The following is a 12,641-nucleotide window of genomic DNA, read 5'->3' as shown; positions in this document are numbered from 1 at the left end:
AATAACCTTAATGTTTTAGAATTTAACCATTAAATTTTGGCATTGAATCACTAAGATGATTAAGTGTAAATCTTTGTTTTAAGCTTTTTCTTCAATCAAAACTTCTTTCTTCCTGTTTTTATTCATCCAGAAAATTCCAAAGGCACTTAAGGCAAGGAATAACCCGAAGCAAAACAGAGAAATCCATTTCCCTTTTTCAATCACTTCCGGTTCGAAAACCATTTTGATCGTATGCTTTCCTGCAGGAACATGCACGGCACGAAGCAGATAATCTGCTTTAATATACGGAACTTCTTTTTCGTCTACGAACATTTTCCAGCCGTGAGGATAATAAATTTCAGAAAATACTGCCAGCTGAGGCGTCTTCGACTGAGATTTGAATTCTAACTCATTCGGTTGATATTCCGTCAAACTGATAGACGCAGCGGAGTCTGCCTGTACCGGTTTACCGGTAAAATAAGATTTATCAGATACTGCAATGACAGCCGTTTTTTTATTATCAATAACACCGATGGATTTTATTTCTTCATTCGGGGTATTTACAAATTTCAGGTCACTTACCAGCCACGCATTTCCGTTTGCTTTTTCATTAGGAACGGCTTGTGGCTGTTCCGGGCCGCCTACTACCCAATATTTGGCATTCAGTAGATTAAGGATATTCGGAACCTTTACAGAATCCATCACCTGGAAATATTCATTAATCACGTCATCATATCTTCTCAGTTTTACCGCATGGTAACCTCCGATAGAAGATTTGAAATAAGAAGTATTCGTTTCACTGAATGTTCCTAAAATATTGTTGAAAATTCTGTAGTGCGTTTTATCTTTTTCGGCAATGGTTTCAAGGGTTTTATTAACATTCACATTGGAAATAATAGACTCAAGATTCGGGTTGCCCTGAACTTTTTCAGCTAATAAATCCGAGCTTTCCGTCTGGAACGGGTTTTCGGCAAAGATTTTATCTACATAATTGTCATCATTTAAATAACGTTTGTTGACCGTCCATAAATCAAATAAGCTTACTACTCCAAGGATAATCAGAGCGATATTCTGATTAAGTTTTTTCTTCAGGACCATAAATAAAACTGCCGCTGCTATGGCTACATAGATGAATGCTTTTAAGGCATCAATTTTAAATAGCTTAAATCTTTCGTCGGTAAGATAATCCAGCAGGAATGGCGGGAAGTATAGCTTTTCGTTTTCTGTGGCAAAACCTAATAAAGATTTTCCGAAAACAAGAAGAATCAATAGTAATCCTAATGTTCCGCCGCTTACGTAAAGAAGGATTTTCTTTTTATATTCTTCCGTTAATTTTTCGTCTGTAAAGAATTTATATAAACCGATAATGGCAATCAACGGGAACAATAATTCCACGACCACTAAAATGGATGATGGTGCCCTGAATTTATTGTAAAACGGTACATAATCGATAAAGAAATCGGATAACGGCATAAAGTTGCTTCCCCACGCCAAGAGGATGGTTAAAACAGAAGCTCCTAAAATCCAGTAACGGTATTTTTTAGAGGCAAAAAAGAAACCTAAGACAGCTAAGAAACACACAATGGCTCCCTGATAAGCAGGTCCGGAGGTTCCCGGTTGGTCTCCCCAATAGGTCATTCCGCTGAATCCTTTTGAAATCCTGTCCATTTCAGCCTGGCTGGAAACGTTTTCCTGAACCATCTCCTGAACCTTGTTCATCATTTCTTTTCCTTCAGGCTCCTGGGTTCCGCCCCCCATTAATCTTGGGATAAAAAGGTTCAAGGTTTCCAGTCTTCCGTAGCTCCACATCAGCATGCTTTGTTTATCCATTCCGGATTTTCCTGAAGTATGGCTTTCGGTGTCTAAAATCTGTTTTCCACGCACGGTTTCCTTAATGTATTCGGAGTTGGCCATGATTCTCTGGGAATTCATACCTACACCTATTACACAGGAAACAGCAATGATAGCCGAAGAAATAAGAAAATGTTTCACCGGTGTTTTTTTCATGATCACCCTGATGAGTTCAGAAAGGAATAAAAATCCTAGAGCAATGAACAGATAATAGGTCATCTGCGGATGGTTTGCTGCGATCTGAAGACCCATAAAAAGGGTAGTGACAATGAATCCTGAAATATATTTTTTACGGATATATACCAATAAAATTCCGGCTAAAAGCGGTGCGAAATATTCAATGGTATTTACTTTACCATTGTGCCCTGCCGCAATAATAATATAGAAATAGGTTGAGAGCCCGAAGAAAGTGGCGCCTAATAAAGCATACTTCCAATTTCTGACGACCACCATTCCCAAAAGGAAAAATCCTGCAAATAATAAGAACAGATAATTAACGGGTCTTGGAAGAAAATTCAGATTGCTGTCAATTTTTTTAATGATATCACCTTTAAACTGGCTTCCCATCTGATACGTTGGCATTCCTCCAAACATGGAATCACTCCAGTAGGTTTCTTTTCCTGTATCTGCCCTGTAATCGAGAAGCTCTTTTGCGCCGCCTCTGTATTGAACAATATCATGCTGGAAAAGCTGTTTCCCTGTAAAAACAGGAGTGGAATATAAAAATGCTAAAACTATAAATACAACTAATGAAATTGCAATATAAATTAAGTTTTTATTTTTAGCCATGTTGGTTACTGTCTTTTATTGTCTTGGGTATTTTACCTATTTTCTTTCGTTTCTTTTATCTCTTCATAGTCCACTGTTTCTGCGTCCCATTTGAGTTTCTGGTTATCCTTATTCGAGTTTTGTATATCCTGCTGTTTATTATTGTTACTGTTATTGTTAAACCTGTAACTGTAAAACGTCTTAAAGAAAATCCTTTTCAAAATATTCCAGACAAAGAAAATAATAATAGCGGTGAGTACCAACTCAAGAATGAACTTCATATTTTTTTATTTTAAAAACTTCAACATTATTTGTTGGAAGGATTTACCATAACAGAAGAATTGGAAACGCTTTTCATAGACTGAGACTGTTTTCCATCTGAAATGGTTTCTATCTGGGTTGTTTTTACCGTGATATTCTGGTTGGTAATCCATCCTGTACTTTGATCAAATTTCAGGGTCCCGTTTTGTACAAGCTCACTGCTTAGGCTATGAGTGATCGCACCCTGGGTTTTCTTTTCGGTTTTCTTAGGGATTCCTCCTGTTACGGAGATTTCCGCAATACCGTTTCCTACACTTTTCAATACATAATCAGAAGTAACTTTTATCTTACCGTTCGGATCTGCATTTTCAGAATTGGTCCACTTCTGACCTACTTTTACCCCTTTTTTAGGAATAACAGTAAGATTTTTGCTGAACTGGTCTTTCAATACCTTTTCGTTAAATGATTCTTTAAGACTGGCAACCACACTTTCTTTCTGATTGGCATCTTTAACGATTGTGCCCACAGCATTTAAAACTTTAGTATAAATGGCATCAAAACCTGTAATAGAGATTACATTTCCTTTTGTATCCATTTTCATATTCAGTTTATTGCCTGTAAGGGCTCTGTTGATATTCCAGATCATTTTAAGGTCGTCTTCCTTCGGGATCGGCAGTTTTGTATCTACAACGATGGTTTTTCCTTCGGCAGACTGTGAATTTCTCTTTCCGATCAGGTTAAGGGTCATATCATAAACATTTCCTTTAATATCATTCACGGTGAAAGACATTTCATCAGTAGCCTCACTTGTTCCGTTCAGGGTTTTTCCCTGAGGATCGGTCATTGTTTTTACGTCTCTCTGATAGGTTGTAAGAGGATATGTTTTTCCTTTTTCCAATTTAAAGCTTTGGGTATAAACTCCTGCAGAATCTTTAATAGCAGGATTTTCTGCAACTTTAGCCACAGAATCAGCCGGAACTTCTACGGTGATTGTTTTTCCTGTTTTCGGGTCTACTTTTGTTATTTTTGCCGTTTCTTTTTTACAAGATACCAAAGCTATAGATGATATAAGCGCAATCGCTGCAATGTTCTTCATTTGAATTTTTTTAATTTTATTTTTTACTACTATTTCTTAAAATATTGTCTGCAATATCATGCAGTTTTCCCTGAGACTCACCATCCGATTCATTGGAAAGCACAACCACTCCCATATTTTTTGACGGATAAACCTGAAGCACACTCGAAAAACCAAAAGTACCTCCTGTATGATAAACGGTTTTTGTGCCGTCTTCATATGTATGCACTCTCCAGTACAATCCGATCTGGTCGCCTTCGCCTTTTACAACCGGGGTATGGGAAACCTTTACATATTGATTGTTTTCGTTAAGATGATATTGCATATATTTTACCAGATCTCCGGTCGTTGAATAAATTCCACCGGCCGGAGCCATAATACTTGTTATATTTCTCGGCATTATTGTTCCTTTTTCATTGTAACCGGTCAATAGTGCTGCAGAATCTGTACCAATTATGGTTTGATTCATTTTTAAAGGCTTTGTAATGTATTCCAAGATCAGATTTTCATAACTTTTATGATAAACTTTTTCCAGGATATCACCTGCGATCTGTGTTCCTACATTCGAATATTTATAATTGGTTCCGGGAATAAAATCAACCTTAGCCTGATGAAGATCTTCATAAAATTTCTTTTTTGAATAATTTTTATAAAAATCAGACAATGCTAATGCCACAGAATCCATCGGCTTTTTGAAAGTTTCCGACTGGTCCGGTAAAAACTGTGGTAATCCGGATGAATGATTGGTAAGGTTACCAATGGTTATCGGATGCTTTTCAAATTCGAGATTCGGATAATTTCCGTCTAAAAATTTTCGGATATCATCATCCAGCTTGATTTTTTTATCTACCAAAGCATGAGCTAAAAGCGTTCCTGTAAAGGTTTTGGTGATCGATGCAATCTCATAAACACTTTTGGAAGTCGGAAGTCCCGGTTTTCCTTTTTCCGTGGTTCCGTAATTATAAAAATAACTTTTACCGTCTTTGATAATGCCGATCGAAAGTCCTACACGGGCAGGATTATCCATATAGACAGAAGCTTCCTTTTGAACAATTTTGTCCAGCTCAGTGACGAGATGATTGTCCGTAGGAATGTTTTTATTTTGTGCATTCAAAGCCAGGGATGCAAAAAATAAAGGTAAAAGCAATTGGTTTTTCATAGATTATAGATTTGGAGCTGCAGCCATTTTCTGCCTTACCGCTTCATACAAAATTGCTCCGCAAGCTACAGAAACATTTAAAGATTGAGTTTTTCCTTCAATAGGTAACTTTATCTTCTCATCCGAATGATGCAGAACTTCTTTGGAAATACCGGTTTCCTCATTTCCCATCACGATCGCACATGGTTCTGTGAAACTTACATCATAAATCAGTTTCTGTGCCTTTTCAGTTGCTGAATATACTGAGATTCCGCTTTGCTGCAGGAAATCTACGGCATGTGCCAGGTTAGCTTCTTTACAGATCTTAATATTGTAAATAGCACCGGCAGAAGTTTTTATAGCATCCGAATTAATAGGAGAAGCTCCTTTTTCAGGAATAATAATGGCATCTACTCCCACACATTCTGCCGTTCTGCAGATCGCTCCGAAATTTCTAACGTCGGTAAGCCTGTCCAGGATTAATAAAAACGGAGTTTTCCCTTCCTCAAATAATTGGGGAACAATATCTTCCACTTTATGAAACGGAACGTCGGAAATAAAAGCGACAACTCCCTGATGATTTTTTCTTGTAAAACGGTTCAGTTTTTCAACCGGAACGTAGTTGGGACGGATCTTATTTTTAGCTAAAACAGCCTTCAGTTCTGCATAAATATCACCCTGCAATGCGTTTTGCACGAAGATTTTGTCAATAGTTTTTCCCGCTTCAATAGCTTCAATTACGGGACGAAGCCCGAAAATAAAATCGTCTTTTTTATCTGTCATGTTAATATCTAAATTATTTATTTAAGGTTCAAAGTTTAAAGTTTTGAGTTTAAAGTTTTATACTTTGTTCCTTTTAAATCTGTAGTGCTCAAATATTTAATAAAAGCACTAATTTTTTTACTTAATATTTCTGTTTGTTGTTTTAAAACTTCAAATTTTTCTTCAGAAATAAAATTTCTATCAAAAACTCTATAGAGTTGAGATCTTGTCTCTCCACAAGAAGCTTTTGTAATGGAAAGGAACTGAATAAACTCCTTATTTCCATTTCTTTCAAACCCTTCTGCAATATTGTCCATAATGGAACCTGAAGAACCATCAATCTGGTTAGAAAGTTTAAAATTATTTTTAAGATTTGTCAATTCAATAATATTATAAATTTCATGACAAAGTTCCCGGGATAATTTCCAGATTTCTAAATCTTCAAATCTTGTAATGGTCGCCATAACCTTAAACTTTAAATTTTAAACTTTGAACTTCTAGTATTTTTCTCCTAAAATTGCTCTTTTTTGCGACATGGCATATCCGTAATGCAAGCTTTCATGCATATTGTTGAAGATAATAGCATCCTGGATACTTTTTAGATCCAATCCGAAACTGGTAGTGTATGGAGTGTAGTCAGAAAAGAAATCACTGTCATAATCTTTCATTAAAATCTTTGAAGTTTCGGTGAGTAGAAACTCAAGGTCTTCCACTTCCGATTTTTGTACATTTAAATTGGGCAGCGTTCCTTTTTTATAAGTTTCAATCCAGTATTTATCAATTCTGAATGGGTTTCCGCTTAAGTAATAATGCAGAAGCTGCTGGGTAGCAACGGTGTGTGCAATATTCCAGTAAATGTTGTTGTTGAAGCCGTCCGGTATATGCAAAAGGTCTTCGTGGGAAGTATTTTGCAGAATATCCAGAAGGTTTCTTCTTACCTGTCTGTGGGCTTGAAAATGATAATTCATTTTACAAAATTTTAATCACCAAAAATAGTTTAATAAACTGGAAATGACAATTTTTTGGATAAAGGATTAAGGTAAAAGTTCTTAAGTCTTCAAAAAATGCAGTATTTATTATTTTCTTTTAATGAGGAAGCAACGAAAAAATCGATTCACTTGTATTTTTTTAAGATAAACCGTCAATAAAAACTCCTCTGAAAAAGATTCAAAGGAGTAATTTTATACGTTTCAGATTTAAAGATTATCTGTCTTATTTTTTGATGATTTTATGTTTAAAGGTTATTCCGTTTTTCATGACAATATTTAAAAAATAAACCCCTGTACTGTAAGACGAAAGATCTATTGTATTTGCCTTGTAGGTTTCAGCTAACTTTTTTCCGTCAGCACTGAAAACAGACACCGAAACAACCTCTGCTTCCGATTTTATATTAACGAAATCCGAAGTAGGGTTAGGGTATATATTTACATCTATGGTCTTAATATCCTTTACACCTAAAGTAGAATTGCTTTTTCCCTGCATATAAACGGATAAATAAACATCGCCCTGTTGCTGATTAAAAACAGCTGTTGGGATCGTATGTTTCAGGGTGTGATTTCCGGCAGTCATGTTGGTTAATGTAAATCCTCTTACAGGAACAGAATTACCCGGGCACCAGTTGTTCCATGAAGTCCATTCTGCAAATGATCTTGGGGTGGCTCCATAAATCCCGTTACCCTGTGTGTTGTATACCCTGTAGGGCTCGCAGGAAATTCCTCCGGGAGTATAGGTAAGTATTTGTACATCATCAACATAAGTGTAGTTTTGCCTTCTTACATATTCTTCACCGCCACTGTTGGCGCCGTGAGGAGTAGATATGACGAAGAAACGGGCATTGGTCACAGCGTTGGGCAGGTTAAAGTTTACAATTCTAACGGTTTCACCGGTAACATCGGTGCTGTTGTAATTATTGAGTCTGCTGTAACTCAGTATAGGAACAAGACTATTATGATCTGTGGCGGTGGCACCTGTATCTGTTGAAAAAAAGGTCAGAGTCCCGGAAAATACATCAATTCTGCCTGAACATCCCGCAACTTCATTTTGTGCAGCATAGGGGACACCGAAAACATCCAGCTCCATATACAGATCATAAATACTGCGCAATCCGGCATCATGAAACACATTATACAGATTGCTTAAATCATACGTATAAGGAACTTCCAGAGGTGACCGGTTTTTATTCATAAAGGGAGTGATATATCTGGCTACTTCAATTCTTTTCACATTAGCGTCATTGATTGTATAAGTAGGCTGATTTTTGGGAACCATTGCTAAATAAACACTTCCCAGACGATCATAATTATCACACAATGCACCTATAGTTACCCTCATGGCAATTTTTGCCTTAAAGGAATCCAGCTCTGTATCTGTAAGCTTTCTTGCATATTTTGCATTGGACAGTCTGATGAGGCCGGCAGGAACAGGATCGGATACTGTAGCAGCATAACCGTCATAATAAACTGCCTGTGAAATTATATTCATCACCGGAGTGGTCTGGGCTTTAAAAAGACCTGTGAAAAAAAGACCTATAAAAAATATATTTTTATACATATCATTGGTATTTTGTACAAATATATTAAAATATGTATTTAAATTGACTTTTGTTTAATTATGTTTTTAAAATATATGTAAATCTGTTATTAATTGTATAAATTTTAATTTTATAATTGCGAATTTCTATTTAAAATATTGATAAAAGTGAATATTTAATTGTTTTTGTAATGATGTTTGGTGTTTTTATTGTTAAATTAGCGTATTAATTAATAAAAATAATTATTGATGATGAAGAGAAATTTACTTTTGTTTTTTTTATTGACGGCGTTGATGCTGAATGCCCAGATCAATATAAACATAGGAAGCACAAGTGTGGGAACTGCACCGGTAAGTAGTTTCTTTTCCTATTCTTATGTGCAGCAGATCTATCCTAAACAGGAGGTGAATGCCAATGCCGCAGGAAATATTACGGGCCTTAAGTTTTATATGGATCCTTCAGCGGGCATTGCGGATTCCTCAAGCTGGACCGTTTATCTCGGGCATACTTCAAAGACCGCATTTACATCCGGTACAGACTGGATTCCATCTTCACAGCTGACCCAGGTATTTGCAGGTGCTGTAACCAATAATAATGGAGTGGTTGAAGTTGTTTTTACAACACCGTTTTCCTATAACAATACAGATAATTTGGTCATTGCAGCAAAAGAGAATTCTCCGAGTATTGACATCAATAATTTTGATGAGGTTTTTCATGTTTACCCGCATTTTCCAAATTCTACCCTTTATTACAAAGGAGATCATGGGGTTATTGATCCTTCATCTCCACCCGGAGGAATAAGAGCTGATTATAAATCGGCAATAACGATTTCAGGACTTACACCCAGTCCCGGCCCTGCTTGTCCTTTTGTACTATATCCGGCAAATAATGCTCAGTCTGTTCCTTTGACGCCCAATATCAGTTGGTACCCTGTTTCCGGGGCAACTTCTTATAAAGTTTCAATAGGAACCAGTCCGGGAGGTACAAATGTTGTTAATCAACAGACTGTGACTACTACTAATTTTTCCCCGTCAGTCGCATTGAATCCGGATACCAATTATTATCTGAAAGTTACAGCTGTTTCAGCAGGTGCTGAATCTTCCGGCTGTGCGGATATTGCTTTTAAAACCATTCCGCCGATTCCGGTAAATGACGCGTGTTCCGGAGCCTTAGTGGCATCCGCTTTTCCTTATACCTATACGCAGAGTGATGCAGTATCGGCTACCAATAATGGCGGATTTATCGGGGTTTGCCCTGATGCGATGAATGATGGAACCTGGTTTAAAATAATCGGAGATGGCAGCCAGTATACCATTAAAGTGTCTATGCCTGCAGGCAGCACTTTCGATCCTCAGATAGGAATATACAGTGGCAGCTGTGGTAATTTTACATGTGTAGGCACAAGGGATAACGGAGGCAATGGTACTGCGGAAACTATTACGATCACCACAACGGCAGGTACCGGATATTATATCAACGTAGGAGAATACAATGAAACGATAGATCTCCCTGAAAGTACATTCACCATTACCATTACTAAACTTTAACGTCGTTTTTTTACTTATAATTCTAAAGTTCATATAGTCTGACTATATGAACTTTTTGTTATTTCCAGCTTCAAAATACCTTTCAGATTTGTATCTTTCTGGTTTGATAAGTAATTAATATCAGTGAGTTATACGGTTAGAGCTAATTTTATACATGAAAAACTCTCATTATATTGGTTTAATGGGCCGTCAATCTCGGAATATTTAACAAACTTTAACTCAAAAATGGCATTAATTGTGTTGATTAATGCGAGTATTTATTAGAAATTTACCAATTATTTTAAATTAAGATATGTCAGATACACATCAAGCTGAAGACATTCGTCAGCTAACGGAAAAAGTAAAAGAACAGAATTACTTATTCTCACTTCTGAAACAGGAAATTAACAAGGTTATTATTGGGCAGGAATATATGATAGACCGTCTTTTGATAGGTCTTTTGGGAAATGGCCATGTCCTGCTGGAAGGAGTTCCGGGATTGGCTAAGACGCTTGCCATAAAAACATTGGCTGAGGCTGTTCATGGTGAGTTTTCAAGAATTCAGTTTACCCCGGATTTGCTGCCAGCAGATGTGGTGGGAACGATGATTTATAATGTTAAGGATAATGATTTCTCTATCAAAAGAGGACCTGTTTTTGCTAATTTCGTGCTTGCTGATGAGATCAACCGTGCCCCTGCAAAAGTGCAATCGGCTCTTCTGGAAGTAATGCAGGAAAAACAGGTAACGATTGGAGATGAAACCATGAAACTTCCGAAACCGTTTCTGGTACTGGCTACTCAAAACCCGATCGACCAGGAAGGAACTTATCTTTTACCTGAGGCCCAAAGCGACCGTTTTATGCTGAAATGTACAATAGATTATCCTAAATTTGAAGATGAAAGAACAGTGATGAGAATGGTTTCTACCTCGCATCAGCCTGAAGTAAAGCCGGTGATCTCCTTACAGAATATTGTAGATGCCAAATCTTTGATCAACCAGATTTACCTGGATGAAAAAATTGAAAAATATATTCTGGATATGGTTTTTGCAACACGTTATCCTGAAAATTACGGGCTTTCCGAGCTTAAAAATTATATCAGCTTCGGGGCGTCTCCGAGAGCATCAATTAATTTAGCCATTGCTTCAAGAGCTTATGCATTTTTGAAAGGAAGGGCATTCGTGATTCCTGAAGATGTGAAAGAGCTGGCTAAAGATGTGTTGAGACACAGAATTGGCTTGAGTTTCGAAGCTGAAGCTGAGGAAATCTCAACAGAAGAAATTATCAACAGAATTTTAGCGAAAATTCAGGCACCATAAATTGTTTTGATGAAAGAAGTGATAATCAGAAGAGCAGTTCAGGAAGACTGTGCTCCGATGCTGGAGCTGATCAGAGAGCTTGCCGAATATGAAAAAGCTTTACATGAAGTTATGGTAACTTTAGAGCAATTTACGGAAGACGGATTCGGGCCATCACCGGTTTGGGGAGCATTTGTAGCTGAAGTGGATGATAAAATTACAGGAATCTCATTGTTTTATGACAGATATTCAACATGGAAAGGAAGAAGGCTGTACCTTGAAGATCTGGTAGTAACCGAAAAAATGAGAGGAATGCAGATCGGAAAAAAATTATTTGATGCAACCCTGGAATATGGAAAATCAAATCAATACAGCGGAATGGTTTTTCAGGTATTAAATTGGAACGAACCGGCCATTAATTTCTATAAAAAATACAGTCCGAAATTTGATAATGAATGGTTCAATGTTTCGATCGAGTTTGAAGAATAAGGCCGGAATTAATATCAATCAAAACACTCAACCTTAAACATAAAACTTTAAACCTTAAACCTTCAACTATGCAGATAAAAGATATTGTAAAAAAAGTAAAGCAGATAGAAATCCGGACCCGAAAGAAGACGGAAGCTACTCTGATGGGGCAATATCACAGTGCTTTTAAAGGACAGGGTATGACCTTTTCCGAAGTGCGTCCGTATCAGTTTGGAGATGAGATCAGGAGAATCGACTGGAATAAAACCGCCCGTTTCCGTGAGCCGTTTGTAAAAGTAATGGAAGAGGAGAGAGAACTGACCATGATGCTCCTGGTAGACATTTCCGCTTCAATGGATTATGGAACAAAAACCCAGCTCAAAAGAGAATATGTTGCCGAGATCGCAGCGAGTTTAGGTTTTTCGGCGGCCGGGAATAATGACAAAGTAGGGTTGATTTTATTTGCAGACAAAGTATATAAGGTAATTCCGCCTCAGAAAGGAAGAAAGCATATTCTTTCGATTATCAGCACGATTTTGACTGCAGATTATGTTCCTGCTGTTTCTAAAGTGGATAAAGCCCTTGAATATATGATGGGGATCTTTAAAAGAAAATCTCTGCTTTTCCTTTTTTCAGATTTCGAAGATGAATATGATTCCAAAATGTTAAGAGTAGCTTCCAAAAAACATCAGCTGTTGGGAATGAGAGTTTATGATGAAAAAGATAATGAAATTCCGGATGTAGGCTACACCCTTTTATATGATGCGGAAACCGGAAAGCAAATCTGGGCAAATACTTCCAGTGCAAGATGGAGATATAATTTTGCGGAAGCCCAGAAGCAGAAAATAAGAAATCTTGAAGAAGATTTTGCCAACAGCTCGGCCAGTTTTATGAATATCAATACCGGCGCGGACTATTCAAAATTATTGTATAATTATTTTCAGAAAAAATAGTTTGATTGATAAGAGCATTTAGATTTTATCCAA

At 37.0% G+C, this 12,641-nt stretch carries 12 protein-coding genes; 4 read left to right on the top strand and 8 right to left on the bottom strand.

Features of this window, described 5'->3' with window-relative positions; all coding sequences use genetic code 11:
- Positions 1–78: 78 nt before the first annotated feature.
- From AB8P06_RS08075 to AB8P06_RS08040, 8 genes are all read right to left on the bottom strand, one after another.
- Complete coding sequence (locus AB8P06_RS08075) at positions 79–2,619, bottom strand: YfhO family protein (RefSeq protein WP_369840311.1); 2,541 nt, start codon at positions 2,617–2,619, stop codon at positions 79–81.
- 32 nt (positions 2,620–2,651) lie between these two features.
- Positions 2,652–2,879, bottom strand: coding sequence for a hypothetical protein (locus AB8P06_RS08070; protein ID WP_369840309.1), 228 nt, complete (start codon positions 2,877–2,879; stop codon positions 2,652–2,654).
- 26 nt (positions 2,880–2,905) lie between these two features.
- Complete coding sequence (locus tag AB8P06_RS08065; protein ID WP_369840307.1) at positions 2,906–3,955, bottom strand: DUF6263 family protein; 1,050 nt, start codon at positions 3,953–3,955, stop codon at positions 2,906–2,908.
- A 16-nt stretch (positions 3,956–3,971) separates the two neighbouring features.
- On the bottom strand, positions 3,972–5,093 hold the full coding sequence (locus AB8P06_RS08060) for a serine hydrolase domain-containing protein (protein ID WP_369840305.1): 1,122 nt from the start codon (positions 5,091–5,093) through the stop codon (positions 3,972–3,974).
- A 3-nt stretch (positions 5,094–5,096) separates the two neighbouring features.
- Complete coding sequence (gene rlmB, locus AB8P06_RS08055) at positions 5,097–5,855, bottom strand: 23S rRNA (guanosine(2251)-2'-O)-methyltransferase RlmB (protein WP_369840303.1); 759 nt, start codon at positions 5,853–5,855, stop codon at positions 5,097–5,099.
- Positions 5,856–5,890: 35 nt separating this feature from the next.
- Positions 5,891–6,298, bottom strand: a complete 408-nt coding sequence (locus AB8P06_RS08050; protein WP_369840301.1) for a four helix bundle protein — start codon at positions 6,296–6,298, stop codon at positions 5,891–5,893.
- 33 nt (positions 6,299–6,331) lie between these two features.
- The gene (locus AB8P06_RS08045) at positions 6,332–6,802 is read right to left on the bottom strand and encodes a DinB family protein (RefSeq protein WP_007843587.1); all 471 of its coding nucleotides are present in this window, start codon (positions 6,800–6,802) and stop codon (positions 6,332–6,334) included.
- Between the two features lie 244 nt (positions 6,803–7,046).
- On the bottom strand, positions 7,047–8,384 hold the full coding sequence (locus tag AB8P06_RS08040) for a peptide-N-glycosidase F-related protein (protein ID WP_369840299.1): 1,338 nt from the start codon (positions 8,382–8,384) through the stop codon (positions 7,047–7,049).
- A gap of 228 nt (positions 8,385–8,612) precedes the next feature.
- Between AB8P06_RS08040 and AB8P06_RS08035 the strand changes: the two genes are divergently transcribed.
- The 4 genes from AB8P06_RS08035 (at position 8,613) to AB8P06_RS08020 (ending at position 12,608) form a co-directional block, all read left to right on the top strand.
- The gene (locus AB8P06_RS08035) at positions 8,613–9,911 is read left to right on the top strand and encodes a hypothetical protein (RefSeq protein WP_369840297.1); all 1,299 of its coding nucleotides are present in this window, start codon (positions 8,613–8,615) and stop codon (positions 9,909–9,911) included.
- A 292-nt stretch (positions 9,912–10,203) separates the two neighbouring features.
- Complete coding sequence (locus AB8P06_RS08030) at positions 10,204–11,208, top strand: AAA family ATPase (protein WP_369840295.1); 1,005 nt, start codon at positions 10,204–10,206, stop codon at positions 11,206–11,208.
- Between the two features lie 9 nt (positions 11,209–11,217).
- Positions 11,218–11,676: a GNAT family N-acetyltransferase gene (locus AB8P06_RS08025; protein ID WP_369840293.1), complete on the top strand. Its 459-nt coding sequence runs from the start codon at positions 11,218–11,220 to the stop codon at positions 11,674–11,676.
- Between the two features lie 68 nt (positions 11,677–11,744).
- Positions 11,745–12,608: a DUF58 domain-containing protein gene (locus AB8P06_RS08020; protein WP_369840291.1), complete on the top strand. Its 864-nt coding sequence runs from the start codon at positions 11,745–11,747 to the stop codon at positions 12,606–12,608.
- Positions 12,609–12,641: the final 33 nt, after the last annotated feature.

This window comes from Chryseobacterium tongliaonense (assembly GCF_041224435.1).
Lineage (GTDB): Bacteria > Bacteroidota > Bacteroidia > Flavobacteriales > Weeksellaceae > Chryseobacterium > Chryseobacterium tongliaoense.
This window is presented reverse-complemented; position numbering and strand designations above follow the sequence as displayed.